We start from the raw sequence: 15858 nt of genomic DNA, 5'->3' as shown, positions 1-15858 counted from the left end.
CCCCACGCGCAAGATGATCAGCATCTATCAGCTTAAACCCCGCTTTCAGGCACTCCTCCGCCCCATCGTCGGCCGGCTGGCGGCAGCCGGCGTCACCGCCAACCAGGTCACCCTGGCGGCCATGCTGATCTCCCTGGCCCTCGGCCTGGGGCTGTTCCTCCAGGCCGGCAACAGCGGCGCCTTCCTGCTGCTGCCCCTGTGGATGTTTCTGCGCATGGCCTTCAACGCGGTGGATGGCATGCTGGCCCGGGAGTTCGGCCAGCAGTCACCCCTCGGAGCCTACTTCAACGAGCTGTCCGACGTGCTCTCCGATGCCGCCCTCTACCTGCCCTTCGTGGCCGTCGCCCCCTTCGGCTGGGGTAGCGTCGGGGCGGTGATCTTCCTGTCGGCCGTCTCCGAGATGGCCGGTGCACTCGGCCCCATGGTCGGCGCCCCCCGCCAGTACGACGGCCCCATGGGCAAGAGCGACCGGGCCTTCCTGTTCGGTGCCCTCGGCCTGTGGCTGGGCCTGGCCGGCAGCCTGCCCGCGGCGGCCTTCTGGATCATGCCGGTGGCGGCCCTGGCCATCCTGCTCAACACCTTCAACCGCATCCGTAGCGGCGTCCGCCAGGCCCGCACGAACCCCTGAGGTCAGCGATGAACACCCCCCGCCCGGTCTCCGAACATCATTTCGAAACCCACGACGGAGTGCAGTTGTTCTACCGCCACTGGCCCGCAACAGCCCCCCGCCGGGGCGCCGTGGTGATGTTCCACCGGGGCCACGAGCACTCCGGCCGCATCGCCCACCTGGCCGACGAGCTGGACCTGCCCGGTTTCGACTTCTTCGCCTGGGACGCCCGCGGCCATGGCCACTCGCCGGGCGCCCGCGGGCATTCGCCGAGCTTTGGCACCTCGGTACGCGACGTACAGACCTTCGTCGATCACATCCGTGACCACCACGGCATCGCCCACGCCGACCTGGCCGTGCTGGCCCAGAGCGTCGGCGCGGTACTGGTGGCCACCTGGGCCCACGACTACGCGCCGCGGATACGCGGCCTGGTGCTCGCCTCGCCGGCCTTCCAGGTCAAACTCTACGTGCCCTTTGCCCGCCCGGGCCTGGCCCTGCTCGAAAAACTGCGCGGCAACTTCTTCGTAAACAGCTACGTCAAGGCCAAGTTCCTGACCCACGATCCGGCCCGTCAGCGCAGCTACAACAAGGATCCGCTGATCGCCCGGGCCATCTCGGTCAACATCCTGCTCGGGCTGTATGAAGCCGCCGAGCGGGTCGTCGCCGACGCCCAGGCCATCACCCTGCCCACCCAGCTACTCATCTCCGGTGCCGACTGGGTGGTCCATCACGGCCCCCAGCACCGCTTCTTCGACGGGCTGGGCTCGGCAGTCAAGGAGAAGCACGTCCTCGACGGCTTCTACCACGACACCCTCGGCGAGCAGGACCGCAAGCTCGCCACCGACAAGGCCCGCGACTTCATCCTGCGCCAGTTCGACCACCCCGCCGCACCGGTGAGCCTGCTCGATGCCGACCGCCACGGCGCCACCCATGATGAATCCGAGGCCCTGGCCCGCCCCCTTTCCTCACTCAGCCCACGGGGGCTTTACTGGGCCGCCTACCGCGCCAGCATGAAGCTCGGCGGCTGCCTGTCGGCGGGCATTGCCCTGGGCCACCGCACCGGCTTCGACTCGGGCAGCACCCTCGACTACGTCTATCGCAACACCGCCACCGGCAGCGGCCCCCTGGGCCGGGCCATCGACCGCAACTACCTCGACGCCATCGGCTGGCGCGGCATCCGCCAGCGCAAGCGCCACCTGGAGGAGCTCCTGCGCCTGGCCCTCGGCCGCCTGCACACCGAGGGCCGCCCCCTACGGGTGCTGGACATCGCCGCCGGCCACGGCCGCTACGTGCTCGAAGCCCTGAGCGAAGCCCCCCGCCGCCCCGAGTCCATCCTGCTGCGCGACTTCAGCGACATCAACGTGCGCGACGGCGCTGCCCTGATCCGCGAGAAGGGCCTCGAGGCCATCGCCCGCTTCGAGAAGGGCGATGCCTTCGACCGGGCCTCGGTGGCCGGCGTGTTCCCCCGCCCCACCATCGGCATCGTCTCCGGCCTCTACGAGCTCTTTCCCGACAACGCCATGGTGAGCCGCTCCCTGGCCGGCATGGCCGACGCCATCGAACCCGGCGGCCTGCTGCTGTACACCGGCCAGCCCTGGCACCCCCAACTGGAACTCATCGCCCGCGCCCTCACCAGCCACCGGGGCGGCGAGGCCTGGGTGATGCGCCGGCGCAGCCAGGCCGAGATGGACCAGCTGGTGGATGCGGCCGGCTTCGACAAGCTCGAACAGCGCATCGACGAGTGGGGCATCTTCACCGTGTCCCTGGCCCGGCGACGCGCCCCATGAACACCCCGGCCGGCCCCACCACCGCCATTCCTTGGCAACGGGGCGTCGCCTGGCTGCTCTTCCTGGGGCCCTTCTTCTTCCTCAGCTACGGCTTCGCCAATTCCATGGCGGCCCGCTGGCAGGTGAGCGATGCCCTGGTGTACGAGTGGGAGCAGCACATCCCCTTCCTGCCCTGGACCATCCTGCCCTACTGGTCCATCGACCTGTTCTACGGCCTGTCCTTTCTGCTCTGCCGCACGGCCCTGCAGGTGGATCGCCACGCCCTGCGCCTGCTCACGGCCCAGCTCGTATCGGTGGCCTGCTTCCTGGCCTTCCCGCTACGCTTCAGCTTCGCCCGGCCCGACGCCGACGGCCTCTTTGGCGCCCTCTTCGACGCCCTGGCTGGCTTCGACCTGCCCTACAACCAGGCGCCCTCGCTGCACATCAGCCTGCTCATCATCATCTGGGTGCGTTTTGCCACCGCCACCCGCGGCCCCCTGCGCTGGCTGGTGGATGCCTGGGCCGCCCTGATCGCCGTGTCGGTGCTCACCACCTACCAGCACCATTTCATCGACCTTCCCAGCGGTGCCCTGGTGGGCCTGCTGTGCCTGTGGCTGTGGCCGGACGAAGGCCCCACGCCCTTCTCCGCCGCCCGCTGGACGCAGTCCCCCGAACGGCGCCGGCTGGCCGGCACCTACCTGTGCGGCGCCCTGACAGCGGCTGGCCTGGGGGTCCTGCTCGGGGGCGGCGGGCTGGTATTCGTGTGGCTGGGCATCGCCCTGGCCCTGGTGGCCCTCAACTACGCCCTCCTCGGCCCGGCTGGCTTCCAGAAACACGCGGGCCGCCATGCCCTGGGTGCCGCCCTGCTGCTGGCCCCCTACACCCTGGGCGCCTGGCTCAACTCGCGCCTGTGGACCCGTAATTCCCCGGCCCCTGGGCTGATCGCCGACGGCGTGTGGCTGGGCCGTCTACCCGACAGCGGGGCCATGCGGGCCGACGGCTTTCGGGCTCTGCTCGATCTCACCGCCGAGCTCCCGGCGCCAAAGGGCAACTGGGCCTACATGCAATTGCCCTGGCTCGATCTGGTCCCTCCCGACAGCGCCCGGCTGGAAAAGGCCGCCGCCGCCATCGAGCGCCTGCGCCAGCACGGCCCGGTGCTGGTGTGCTGCGCCCTGGGCTACTCGCGCAGCGCCAGCGCGGTGGCCGCCTGGTTGCTGGCCACGGGCCGGGCAAGCTCGGTGGATGCGGCGCTGGCGATCCTGCAGCAGACCCGCCCCCGGGTCGTGCTGGGCCCGCAGCACCGCCAGGCCCTGGCCCGGGTCAGCCCGCCAGCGGAGCTCACCGGTGGCGCCTGACGACACCCGCGACGCGGCAGCCAGCGCCGCCCTTGCCGCCGCCGCCCTGGCCCAGGGGCGCAGCCTGCATCTGCTCAGTCTGGCCCTGCTGCTGCCAGCCCTCGCCACCCTGCTGCTGGCCCCCGGCGGCCCGGCCCGCATCGCCTGCCTCGCCCTGAGCCTGGTGGCCGGCGCCATACAGGCCTACCATGCCGTGCGCAGCGGCCTGGATGCAGCGCTGTTCACTCACTGGGCCCAGTGCTGGAGCGCCCCCGCTGCGGTCGATGTGGATGCCGACCTGCAGGCCTTCGATCAGGCCCTGGGCAGCGCTTTCGGCCAGCCCGCCCGCACTCCTCGGCCCCTGGCCGAGCGGGTGCGCGGCGCCCTGGGCCTGCTGCGCCGCCAGGCCCTTGCCCTGGCCCTCCAGGGCCTGACCCTGCTCGCGGCCATGGCCGCGGGCTGAATCCGGGAAACCCGATGTTTGTCGACCGCCTCCTCGCCTCCGCCCTGTGCGGCTTTGCCCGCGCCCTCACCGGTGTCCGCGCCCTGTGGCTGGGCAGCGAGCCCGACGCCCGCCCGCGGGTGTACTTCGCCAACCACCGCAGCCACGGGGATTTCGTGCTGATCTGGGCGTCCCTGCCGCCGCCCCTGCGCCGCCGCACCCGGCCGGTGGCGGGCGCCGACTACTGGCTGACCACGCCCCTGCGCCGTTTCCTGATCAACCGGGTGTTCCGCGGCGTGTGCATCGACCGCCGGCCCGGGCGCAACGGCCCCAACCCGGTAGAGCAGATGGGCGAAGCCCTGTCCGCCGGTGAATCCCTGATCCTCTTTCCCGAGGGCACCCGCAACATGGGCGATGGCCTGCTGCCCTTCAAGAGCGGCCTGCACCACCTGGCCAAGGCCCACCCCGAGGCCGAGCTGATCCCCGTATGGATCGAGAACCTGGGCCGGGTGATGCCCAAGGGCAGCCTGATCCCGGTGCCGCTGTTGTGCACCCTGAGCTTCGGCCCGCCCCTGGCCCCCATCGACGGGGAGAGCCGCGATGCCTTCCTTGCCCGCGCCCGCACCGCGCTCCTTGACCTGGCCCCACCCGCCGACTGAGCCCATGAACGCATCCCACGACCTCATCGCCGTCTTCGGCGGCATCTTCGGCCTGCTGGCCGTGTTCAGCCTGATCGGCGCCGGTCTCAAGTACCGGGTCGCCCGGGGTGAGCCCCACGGTGTCATCGACAACCTCAACGCCCGCATCAAGGCCTGGTGGGCCATGATCGCGCTGATCGGCGCGGCCATCTGGATCGGCCCGTGGGGCGTGATCGCCCTGTTCGCCTTCATCTCCTTCCAGTGTCTGCGGGAGTTCATCTCCCTCACCCACACCCGGCTGGGCGACCACCGCGCCCTGCTGTGGAGCTTCTTCGTCTTCCTGCCCGCCCAGTACTGGCTCATCGCCACCCACTGGTACGGCCTGTTCTCCATCCTGATCCCGGTCTACGCCTTCCTGCTGCTGCCCATCTCCTCCTCCCTGGGGGCCGACACCACGCGCTTCCTGGAACGGGCGGCCAAGGTCCAGTGGGGGCTGATGATCTGCGTGTATTGCCTGTCCCACGTACCGGCCCTGCTCACCCTGGAGATCGCCGGCTACGCCGGACGCAACATGTTGCTGATCGTCTTCCTGATCCTCACCGTACAATCCAGCGACGTCTTCCAGTACGTGTGGGGCAAGCTCATCGGCAAGCGCAAGGTGTCGCCGGCCATCTCCCCGTCGAAGACCGTGGAAGGCCTGGTGGGTGGCGTGCTCACCTCAACCGCCGTCGGCGCCGCCCTGTGGTGGATCACCCCCTTCACGCCCCTGGAGGCCGGGCTGATCGCCCTGGTCATCAACGTGATGGGCTTCTTCGGCGGCTTCGTGCTGTCGGCCATCAAGCGCGACCGGGGCGTGAAGGACTGGGGCGCCATGATTGAAGGCCACGGCGGCATGCTCGACCGGGTGGATTCGATCAGCTTCTCCGCCCCCATCTTCTTCCACATCGTCCGCTACGGGTGGGTGGCATGAGCGCATCTGCCCCCCTGCCCGACTGGCTGGCGCGCTTCCAGGCCCGCCTCGGCGCCGAACTCATCGAGACCCACATTTCCTGGGTCCTCCTGACTGACGGCTTCGTCTGGAAACTCAAGAAACCCCTGAGCCTGCCCTTCCTCGACTACGGCACGGCCGAGCAGCGCCGCTTCTGCTGCCATGAAGAGCTGCGCCTCAACCGGCGCCTGGCCCCGGGGCTCTACCTGGGCCTGGAGGAGGTGGACGACAGCGGCGAGTGCGCCGTGAAGATGCGGCGTTTTGCCGAGAGTCAGCGCCTGGATCACGTCTGTGACCGGGGCGCGCTCGGTCCCGACGCCCTCGACAGCCTGGCCCGGACCCTCCACGCCTTTCACCGGGGCGCCGCCGTGGCCGATGCACGCAGCCCCTGGGGGGAGCCCACCGAAATCCTGGCGCCGGCCCTCGACAATTTCACCACGCTGCTCACCCTGCAGCCGGCCGAGGCCAGCCGTCTGGCACGCCTGCAAGGCTGGACACAGAGCGAGTTCGACCGTCGGCACGGGGTGTTTGCCGCCCGCAAGGCCGCAGGCTTCATCCGCGAATGCCACGGCGACCTGCACCTGGGCAACCTGGTGCTCCTCGACGGGCAGGTCGTGCCCTTCGACTGCATCGAGTTCAACCCCGCCCTGCGCTGGATCGATGTGGCCTCCGAGCTGGCCTTCACCTGGATGGATCTCCTCGACCACCGCCGCCCCGACCTGGCCGCCTGGCTGCTGAGCGCCTGGCTCGGCGAATCGGGGGATGTGGGTGCCATACCGGTGCTGCGCTTCTACGCGGTGTATAAGGCCATGGTGCGGGCCAAGGTGGCCGCTCTGTCGGGCAAACCGGAGGGGGTGGCGAGCTACCTGGACCTGGCCGAACGCCTGACCACGCCGCCGGCGCCGCGCCTGACCATCACCCATGGCCTGTCCGGCTCGGGCAAGACGGTGCGCAGCACCGCCCTGCTGATGGCCGACCCGGCTGCGGCGACCCTGCGCCTGCGCTCCGACGTGGAACGCAAGCGCCTCCACGGCCTGCCGGCCCTGGCCCACAGCCGGCCCGATACGCAAAACGGCGGAATCTATACGGCGGAGGCCACCCGGCTCACCTTCGCCCATCTGGCCGAAGCAGCCGCAGACATGCTCGATGCCGGCTGGTCGGTAATCATCGATGCGGCCTTCCTGAAGCGGGCCGAGCGGGACACGTTCCGGAACATCGCCCTCACTCGCGGTGCGGGCTTTGGCATCCTGGCCTGCTCCGCACCGGACGACGAGCTGCGCCGGCGCCTGGACGCACGCCGGGGCGACGCGTCCGAAGCCACGGTCGCGGTGCTGGAGCGGCAACTGGGCTGGATCGAAGCCCTCGCCGCCGACGAACTGGGCTACGTGCTACCGCCCTGAAGGCGAAATCGGGCCCTTGCAACTGCGGCATGAGGGTGGCGTGAGGAACTGTGGGGGCGACTTCAGTCGCCCGCGGACGTCGATCAAGGGCATGCCTGTGATCGACGCGTGGGTGGGCGACTGAAGTCGCCCCTGCAGGAGAGACCATATCGACCGTCAGATGACGCGTCAAACGGAGGAAATTAGGTTCAGGCGACACCTCGAACTGCGGTTCTTGGGTTGATTTCACACGCGCTCAGCGCAGGGAGCCGACGTAGCGCTGGGTCGGGTGGGTAGCCTCCGGGCGGGCGGTGCGCAGGCGCTCCAGCAGGCCCGGCCCGCTGCGCTCGGTGGTCAGGGCAGCCTCGGACGCGGGCGCGTCAAGCTCCATCGCCAGACGCAGGCGGGCGCTCAGCTCGGCCAGTTCGGGGTTGCCGGTGGCCATGGCCAGGCGCACCACCTCGCGGGCGTAGTCCTTGTTCACGCGCATGTATTCCACATCGGTGATGCGGTTGCTGACCCGCCGCATCAGCAGGTGGATCCGCCCGAGCAGGCCGTAGATGACTGAATCGGATTCCATGGAAAACTCCCTTGGGTTCGGTTTGCCGGAAATGGCGCTCAGGCGATGGCCTCGCCGTGTTCGCTCAGGTCGAGCCCTTCACTTTCGGTGCGCTCGCCGACACGCAGGCCCACCAGCCGGTCGATCACCATCAGCACGATCAGGGTCATTCCGCCGCTGTACACCAGGGTGGCGCCGATGCCGGCGAGCTGGGCCAGGGTGTCGCCGTGCACGCCGCCGATGGCCGGGCTGGCCAGCCAGCCGGTGAACAGAGCCCCGATAATGCCGCCGACGCCGTGGATGCCGAAGGCATCGAGGGCGTCATCGCAGCGCAGCAGGCGCTTCAGCACCGTGGCGCCGAGGTAGCAGCCCACGCCGGCCAGCGCACCGATCAGCAAGGCCGAGCCGGGCGTGATGAAGCCCGAGGCCGGCGTCACCGCCACCAGGCCCCCCACCGCCCCGGAAACCAGCCCGAGGGCGCTGGGGCGGCCGCGCACCAGCCATTCGGTGCCCATCCAAGCCACCGCTGCCGTAGCCGCCGCCAACTGGGTGGCCAGCATCGCCATGCCCGCCCGGCCATCGGCGGCGAGGCCCGAGCCGGCATTGAACCCGAACCAGCCCACCCACAACAGAGCGGCCCCGGTCAGGGTCAGCGCCAGGTTGTAGGGCGTCATGGGCTGACGCCCGTAGCCGCTGCGCGGGCCGACATACAGGGCACATACCAGCCCCGCCACGCCCGCGTTGATATGCACCACCGTGCCGCCGGCGTAATCCAGCGCCCCCAGCACGGCCAGCCAACCGTCCGGCGCCCACACCCAATGGGCCACCGGGGCATACACCAGCACCGACCACAGGGCTGCAAACAGCAGCACCGCGGCAAACTTCATGCGCTCGGCAAAGGCTCCCGGCACCAGCGCCGTGGTGATGATGGCGAAGCTGAGCTGGAACATGGCGAACACCGACTCCGGAACCCCGCCGCTCAAGGCGTTCAGGCTCAGTCCGTCGAGAAACAGGCGGTCCAGCCCGCCCACGAAAGCAGACCCCGGACGCATCGCGAGGCTGTAGCCGATGGCGCACCAGGTCAGGGTCACCACCGCCGCGATGGCGATGGTCTGGGTCATGGTGGCGAGCACGTTCTTGCGCCGCACCATGCCACCGTAGAACAACGCGAGCCCCGGCAAGGTCATCAGCAGCACCAGGGCGGTGGCCACCAGCACCCAGGCCGTGTGGCCGGAATCCGCCGCGCGGGCGGCAGCCCCTCCGTCGGCCAGGGCCGTGAAGGGCAGGATCAGGGCACCCAGGGACAAAGCGGGCGCGATACGAACGGAACCGGAACGGGGGCTTCCTGGCATGGGGGCTCTCTGAAAGGTGACACACGCCTCTGGCGGGCGGATGTGCACCCGCAGCAAATCCTGTGCCGGGCGAAAACCCCGGTAAAACCCCTGCACCGGCGCCAGACGCGCCCAAGCCTGGCCCACTCTCGCCCTGCAGGGCACCAAGTCGGTGCTCCGATCAGGGGCATGTCTGTGATCGACGCCCGATAGGCGACTGAAGTCGCCTCTACAAGAGAGGCCACACCGACGGTTGATCACCTGCACTTCCAGCCCCCCACAAACAACAAGCCCGGCATAGCGCCGGGCTTGAGGGTGTTGCGGCTAACGGGTGTTTCAGGCGGCCTTGGCCTTGGTCTCGCCACTGACGAAGAAGCTGGCGATGTAGATCAGCAGGCCGATCAGGAACATCACGCCGGCGCCTTCACGCAGCCAGTAGAAGATCGCAACCTGATCCTGGGCTGCCATGAAGGGGATCGGGGTGCTGCTGTAACGCTGCAGCCACACCTGCAGGATGCCGGCGGCGGTCAGGAACAGGGTGATGAACACCATGGCGATGGTCATCAGCCAGAAGGACCACATCTCCAGCACCTGGGACTTCTCGCTGTTGGCCGCACGGCCGCGCAGGATGGGCATGGCGTAACTGATGATGCACAGCACGACCATCGCATAGGCGCCGTAGAAGGCCATGTGACCGTGGGCGGCGGTGATCTGCGTGCCGTGGGTGTAGTAGTTCACCGGCGCCAGGGTGTGCAGGAAGCCCCACACGCCAGCCCCCAGGAAGGACATCACACCGGTACCGAGGGCCCACAGGGTGGCGGCCTTGTTGGGATGTTCGCGGCGGCGGCGGTTCACCATGTTGAAGGCAAACACGGTCATGGCAAAGAAGGGGATCGGCTCCAGGGCGGAGAACACGGAACCCCACCACTGCCAGTATTCCGGCGTACCGATCCAGAAGTAGTGGTGACCGGTCCCGATGATGCCGGTGACCAGAGTCATGGTGATGATGACGTACAGCCACTTCTCGATCACTTCCCGGTCGACACCGGTCACCTTGATCAGCACGAAGGCCAGCAGGGAGCCAAGGATCAGTTCCCACACGCCTTCGACCCAGAGGTGCACAACCCACCACCAGAAGTACTTGTCGAGCACGAGGTTGTGCGGGTTGTAGAAGGAGAACAGGAAGAACACCGCCAAGCCCCACAGACCGATCATCAGCACCAGCGAGATCGACGTCTTGCGGCCCTTGAGCAGGGTCATGGTGAGGTTGAACAGGAATACCAGAGCGACCACGACGATGCCGATCTTGGTCAGCAGGGGTTGCTCGAGAAACTCCCGGCCCATGGTCTCGAGGATGTCGTTACCGGTGAACTTGGCCAGGGTGGCGTAGGGCACCAGCAGGTAGCCGAGGATGGTGGCAGCACCGGCTACCAGGAAGACCCAGAACATGAGCAGCGCCAGTTTTGGCGAATACAGCTCGGTTTCGGTTTCCTCCGGAATCATGTAGTAGGCCGCGCCCATGAAGCCGAACAGCAGCCACACGATCAGGAGGTTGGTGTGGACCATCCGCGCAACGTTGAACGGGATGGCGGGAAACAGGAAGTCCCCGATCACGTACTGCAGGCCCATGATGAGCCCGAACAGCACCTGCCCGGTGAAGAGCCCGATGGCCGCGATGAAGTAGGGCTTCGCGACCGCCTGAGAGGAATATTGCATGGTTTTAGCTCCCTTTCTGATCGACGATCAGCCTTCGATGTTGGGCGGCCAGTTGGCAGTGTTGATCTCGGACGAGTACTTGAGGAACTCGACGAGGTCATTGAGCTGCTGTTCCGTCAGATGGAAGTTGGGCATCTGCCGACGACCCGGGGTGCCCGTGGGCTGGGACTGGATCCAGGCCTTGATGAACTCAGGCCCGCGGCGCTTGTAGACGTTGCCCAGTTCCGGGGCGAAGTAGGCGCCCTCACCCATCAGGGTGTGGCAACCGATGCAGTTGTTAACCTCCCACACCTTCTTGCCGGCAATGACCGACGGCGTGAGGTTGGCGTGGTTGTCCCGCTTGGGAATGGCCTGCATCGAGTCGAAGGTCAGCGCGAGGAACAGGAGCGCAAAGAAAACGGTGCCCCCATAGAAGATGTTTCGCGCCATGGATTTTGTGAATGTCCCGCTCATGGAACCTCCCTGGATGGCTTCGCTGCACGGCGCAGCTTGGGGCGGATGTTCCGGATCGGGGGGGGTGACGTCCTTGACTGCGGTCAAGGTGGCCGGGCAGGTGGCCCGGCCGCCACGTCAGTGGCTGACGGGGGGCGCCTTCAGCCAGTGCAGGACGGCAGCAAAGAGCACTTCCGGATTGACGGGCTTGGCAACAAAATCGTCCATGCCGGCCTCAAGACAGCAGGCACGATCCTCACTGAAGGCATTGGCGGTCATGGCGATGATGGGTACCGCCCTGCCGCCGGGCAAGCCGCGTATCCGCCGGGTGGCCTCAAGACCATCCATGTTGGGCATCTGCACATCCATCAGGATCAGGTCATAGGCCTGGCTGCCGACCCTCTCGAGGGCCTGGAGCCCATCTTCGGCGCAGTCCACCGTGAGACCGGCATAGGCCAGCATTGTCGAGGCGATCTCCCGGTTGATGGGTTCATCTTCCACCAACAGGATCCGACGCCCGGTGTAGTCCCGCGCCAGGGCGGCTTCCGCCTGGCTGGGCTGGGACGAGGGACGCGCTGGCTCGACGATGCGCCGGCGCACGAAACGGGCCGTGAACCAGAACGTGCTGCCGCACCCCATCGTGCTTTCGGCCCCGGCCGTGCCGCCCATCTGCTCGGCAAGCTTGCGCGTGATCGCCAGGCCAAGCCCGGTGCCCCCATGCTTGCGGGTCATGGTGTTGTCGGCCTGCTCAAAGGGGGCGAACAGGCGTGGCAAGGCCTCGGCAGCAATTCCCACCCCGGTGTCTTCGACCTCGAAGCGTAGCAGCGCGCTGTCAGCGGTGGCTTCGAGCAGGCCGATACGCAGTGTCACGCTGCCCGACTCGGTAAACTTCACGGCATTGGTGGCGTAGTTGAGCAAGGCCTGCTGCACGGCCGTCGGGTCACCGACCAGATCGTCCGGCAGCGCCTCCAGTACCGCACTCAGCCGGAGGTGCCGGGCCTGGGCACGGCCCTGCAGCATGGATACGACGTTGTCGGCGATGACACTGAGCCGCACGGGGGACTCGGCCAGGACAGCCTTTCCGGCCTCGATCTTGGAAAGCTCCAGCACGGCATTGACGATGTTGAGCAGATGCTCTCCCGCCCCCACCAGCTTGTCGAGCTGCGCCCGCTGCTGATCGCTCAGGCCACCTCGCCGGATGAGATAGGCCATCCCGGTGATGGCATTGATCGGCGTCCTGATCTCGTGACTCATGTTGGCCAGAAAGGCGCTCTTGGCCACGTTGGCAGCCTCGGCCGCCTCCTTGGCCCGGGACAATTCGGCAGTGCGGGCATCCACCAGTTGCTCCAGGCGGTCCCTGTGGCGCGCCAGTTCTTCCTGGGCGGCCTTGCTGAGGGTGATGTCGCGGGTGATCGAGAGCAGGCAGGGCACGCCGTTGAACTCCATCGGCGATACGGAGAACATGCCCCAGAAAATCTCTCCATTCTTCTTGCAGAAGCGCGCTTCGAACTGCAACCGGGCATGGTTGGCACGCAGCTTCTCGCTGAAGCGCCGACGGTCATCCGGATCCGCCCAGATGCCCAGATCCAGCGAACTGCGGCCGATAAGCTCATCCCGGGCATATCCGGTGATGTCGAGGAAGGCCTGATTGACGTCCAGATACACACCATTCGCCAGGGTCGTCACGGCAATGGCGTCCAGGGTCGTCTGGAAGGCCGTGCGATAGCGCCGTTCGCTGTCGGCCTGGGCCACCTGGAACTGGATGATGTCGGAGACGTCGCGGAAGTACCACACCCGCCCCGGGTGCTCCCCCCCTTCATGGCCCAGTGGCGCGGAGTGGCACCTCAGGGTACGGCCGTCCAGCAGGAGAATATCGCTGATGTCCTCCCGCCACGGGTCCGCATGGAGTTGGCCGACCCGGGCCGCGAAGCACTCAGGATCGGCCACCCGCAGCAGGGTCTGCTCCACCAGCGCGGCCGCCGGGGTACCTGACAGGGCCTCCAGCGCGCCGACCGGCTGGGGAATGCCCCATACGGTAAAGAAGCGTTCGTTCACCGAAACGATTCTCCGTTCCGGGTCCACGGCCAGGATACCGTCGGGCATGCTGTCGAGAATGGCCCGCTGCAGCATGGCCTGTCGCGCCATTCCCGTCCTCGCGCCCCCGCTCTCCATCTCAACCATACGCACCCCAGACTTTCGGCCTCACTGCCCACATCACGACAGTGAGCTTACTCCGAGCCACGCCATCTGGCACGCAGGAGAGACGTCAGGACGTTTGCATCTATGCGCCCATGCCGCCTCCGCGACGGACGCGAAAACGCCCGGTCAGTCCGAGCAGTGTCGCCGCCTGCTGTCTGAGCACAACCGATGCGTTGGCGCAGACTTCCGCATCCCCGCTGTTGCGCTGGGTGACCCCGTCAATCTGATCCAGCCCCACCGCAACCTCGGAGAAGCCGGTAGCCTGTTGCCGGGAAGCGGCCGAGATCTCCGACAACAAGGTGGAAACACGGGTCGTGGAACTCAGAATCTCGGTCAGTGCGCTCGCCGTCGTATTGGCAATGGCGGCCCCCTGGCGGGTCTTCTCCGCGGAGCCTTCGATCAGGGTGGCTGCCTTCTTGGCCGCCTCGGCGCTGCGGTTGGCAAGGTTGCGCACCTCATCGGCAACAACGGCAAAGCCCCGCCCCTGCTCGCCGGCCCGCGCCGCTTCAATGGCCGCGTTCAGTGCCAGCAGATTGGTCTGCTCAGTGATCTCGTCGATCACCCGGATGATCTCGGTGATGCTTGCGCCAGCCTGCTCAATCTCGCCCATGGAGCGGACCATCTGCTGCATGTGTTCGCTGACGCTTACGGCGACAGCCTTTGCCGACTGGGACAGATCATCAGCCGTACCGGCATTCTGGGCATTCTGCTTGGTGTTCGCAGCCATCTGCTGCACGGTTGCCCCGATTTCCGTTACCGAAGCGGCGGAAGCCGCAGCCCCCTCCGACAGGCCCTGGCTCAGATCCGAAACCTGCTCGGCACTGGTGGTGATTTCCTTCGATCCGCGCTGCAAACGGCTGACGACGTCGTTCAGATTGTCCACCATGCGCTGCAACGCTATACCTAGCTGATCACTCTCCGAAGCCAACTCGATCTGGATATCAAGGTCACCCTGGGAAATCCGGTCGGCAATGCCCGCCTGCAACTGCAGCCGCGCAGCCATCTCGTTCAGAGCGACGGCAAGCCTGCCCACTTCGTCATCATTCTGGTAGGCCATGCGCCGGGAAAAATCCCCCAGGCGAATGATGTTGGCCAAACGCTCGGCCTCCTGGATCGGACGGCTCAGGGAACCTGCAGCAAACCACAGGAAGCTCGTTCCGGCACACGCCACGATCAGCCCCACCACCACCTGCCACCACACCGCGCTACGCGAGCGATCAGCCAGATCCCGATCCAAGGCATAGGCATCGGCGAGTACCACATCCTTGTGGACCTTGATCATCACTGACCAGGGCTTGCCCGTGCGGCCAAGGGCGATTGGCGCCAACGCCGTGATCTGCCCGCTCGCCTCATCAAGGGACGCCATGGATCGCCCCCCCTGTATCTCGCTCAAGAGCGTCGTGGCGATAGCGCCGGGCACCGCCTCGGCAAGGGGCTTGCCGATCAACTCGGGCTTCTCGCTGTCAGCCACGATCAAGCCCATGTTGCTGACAATGATGACCTCAGCCTTACCGCCGAAGAGGCCACGGTCCGCCTGCAGCGAGAGCTCCTGCACGAAATCGAGGTTGTAGTCCGTCCCGGCCACCCCAAGGAACTTGCCATTCACCACGATCGGCACGGACAGCGTCGTCAGCCACACTTGCTTGCCCTGGACGATATAGGGGAAAGGATCAAGCACACTCTCCTTGCCTGTATCCCGGGGGCCGATATACCAGCCGCCCTTGAGCACCCCGTTCGGATGCTTGTCCATGGTGTCGTACTCGACCAGGGGCTGGACGGCTATGTTGCCTTTCGCGTCCCGGTTCCAATAGGGCGTGAATCGACCGGTGCGCGCATTGTTGCCATCCCGCCCTGTTCGGAACTGCTCGTCACGACCATCGAGGGCATCCGCCTCCCAGCATGAATAGGTTCCGTTGAATTCAGGGTTGTGCTGCAGCACATTGAGGAGAACCGCATTGATCTGGCTGCGCCCCATGGAGAGGCCGTTCTCCCGCTTGCCCAGCTCGAAAACGTGAGCCATCGTTCGTGCAGCATCCAGGGCAAGATCGAACTTGGCCTGGATGATCCCCGCCTGCGTCCCGGCGACCCCTTTCAGACTCACCAGCGTGCTCTCCTGCACCTGATTGCTGACCCGTTCACTGACCAGGGCCTGGGTGTCGCCAGCAGAATAAACCCCAAAACCGACCGTAGCCGCCACCGCAACCAGCAAACAGGTACCCGCGACAGCCGAGATGGTGTGCCGTATAGAACGCAATCTCATTTAACCACCCTTTACACGTAATTGAAGTGGCATGAACCATCAGTGACTCAGGATGAGACAGTTCAGCCGGGACGGCGCGCGGGGGCAGGGCGAAACCGTTACAGTTTGTGACATATTCCGGTCGTACCGAACAGCACAAGGAAACCAAGAAAAATGCGTGCCCGGTCATCCGCCGAGCCGGCGGCCAGAAGGTGGGTAAGGCCTTGA

General features: G+C 66.8%; 13 protein-coding genes. 7 read left to right on the top strand and 6 right to left on the bottom strand.

The window, feature by feature from the left end; translation table 11 throughout:
• Nucleotides 1-13 precede the first annotated feature (13 nt).
• Genes J0L98_RS08360 through J0L98_RS08330 form a run of 7 tightly spaced genes read left to right on the top strand, consistent with a single transcriptional unit; the run spans nucleotide 14 to nucleotide 7175 of the window.
• Nucleotides 14-628: a CDP-alcohol phosphatidyltransferase family protein gene (locus tag J0L98_RS08360; protein WP_296411218.1), complete on the top strand. Its 615-nt coding sequence runs from the start codon at nucleotides 14-16 to the stop codon at nucleotides 626-628.
• An 8-nt stretch (nucleotides 629-636) separates the two neighbouring features.
• Nucleotides 637-2394, top strand: coding sequence for a bifunctional alpha/beta hydrolase/class I SAM-dependent methyltransferase (locus J0L98_RS08355; RefSeq protein ID WP_296411217.1), 1758 nt, complete (start codon nucleotides 637-639; stop codon nucleotides 2392-2394).
• Nucleotides 2391-3728 (top strand): phosphatase PAP2/dual specificity phosphatase family protein, encoded by a 1338-nt coding sequence (locus J0L98_RS08350; RefSeq protein ID WP_296411216.1) that lies wholly within the window; start codon nucleotides 2391-2393, stop codon nucleotides 3726-3728. Before J0L98_RS08355 ends, J0L98_RS08350 begins: the two co-directional genes overlap by 4 nt.
• Nucleotides 3718-4170 (top strand): hypothetical protein, encoded by a 453-nt coding sequence (locus J0L98_RS08345; RefSeq protein ID WP_296411215.1) that lies wholly within the window; start codon nucleotides 3718-3720, stop codon nucleotides 4168-4170. Before J0L98_RS08350 ends, J0L98_RS08345 begins: the two co-directional genes overlap by 11 nt.
• A gap of 14 nt (nucleotides 4171-4184) precedes the next feature.
• Complete coding sequence (locus J0L98_RS08340; RefSeq protein WP_296411214.1) at nucleotides 4185-4808, top strand: lysophospholipid acyltransferase family protein; 624 nt, start codon at nucleotides 4185-4187, stop codon at nucleotides 4806-4808.
• A gap of 4 nt (nucleotides 4809-4812) precedes the next feature.
• A complete protein-coding gene (locus J0L98_RS08335; protein ID WP_296411213.1) occupies nucleotides 4813-5757 on the top strand; it encodes a phosphatidate cytidylyltransferase in 945 nt (314 codons plus the stop codon).
• Nucleotides 5754-7175 carry a bifunctional aminoglycoside phosphotransferase/ATP-binding protein gene (locus tag J0L98_RS08330; protein WP_296411212.1) on the top strand — a complete coding sequence of 474 codons (1422 nt, stop codon included), beginning with the start codon at nucleotides 5754-5756 and terminating at the stop codon, nucleotides 7173-7175. Before J0L98_RS08335 ends, J0L98_RS08330 begins: the two co-directional genes overlap by 4 nt.
• A gap of 235 nt (nucleotides 7176-7410) precedes the next feature.
• On the opposite strand, the gene J0L98_RS08325 is transcribed toward J0L98_RS08330, so the two are convergent.
• From J0L98_RS08325 to J0L98_RS08300, 6 genes are all read right to left on the bottom strand, one after another.
• Nucleotides 7411-7734 carry a hypothetical protein gene (locus J0L98_RS08325; RefSeq protein ID WP_296411211.1) on the bottom strand — a complete coding sequence of 108 codons (324 nt, stop codon included), beginning with the start codon at nucleotides 7732-7734 and terminating at the stop codon, nucleotides 7411-7413.
• Between the two features lie 38 nt (nucleotides 7735-7772).
• Nucleotides 7773-9065, bottom strand: a complete 1293-nt coding sequence (locus J0L98_RS08320; protein ID WP_296411210.1) for an ammonium transporter — start codon at nucleotides 9063-9065, stop codon at nucleotides 7773-7775.
• Nucleotides 9066-9380: 315 nt separating this feature from the next.
• Nucleotides 9381-10760 (bottom strand): cbb3-type cytochrome c oxidase subunit I, encoded by a 1380-nt coding sequence (locus tag J0L98_RS08315; protein ID WP_296411209.1) that lies wholly within the window; start codon nucleotides 10758-10760, stop codon nucleotides 9381-9383.
• A 27-nt stretch (nucleotides 10761-10787) separates the two neighbouring features.
• Complete coding sequence (locus J0L98_RS08310) at nucleotides 10788-11213, bottom strand: cytochrome c (protein ID WP_296408308.1); 426 nt, start codon at nucleotides 11211-11213, stop codon at nucleotides 10788-10790.
• Between the two features lie 117 nt (nucleotides 11214-11330).
• Complete coding sequence (locus J0L98_RS08305; RefSeq protein ID WP_296411208.1) at nucleotides 11331-13337, bottom strand: response regulator; 2007 nt, start codon at nucleotides 13335-13337, stop codon at nucleotides 11331-11333.
• Between the two features lie 136 nt (nucleotides 13338-13473).
• Nucleotides 13474-15651, bottom strand: coding sequence for a methyl-accepting chemotaxis protein (locus J0L98_RS08300; protein ID WP_296411207.1), 2178 nt, complete (start codon nucleotides 15649-15651; stop codon nucleotides 13474-13476).
• Nucleotides 15652-15858: the final 207 nt, after the last annotated feature.

Source organism: Zoogloea sp., from assembly GCF_017302315.1.
GTDB lineage: Bacteria > Pseudomonadota > Gammaproteobacteria > Burkholderiales > Rhodocyclaceae > Zoogloea.
The sequence above is the reverse complement of the archived record's forward strand: the minus strand, read 5'-3'. Positions and strand labels throughout refer to the sequence as shown.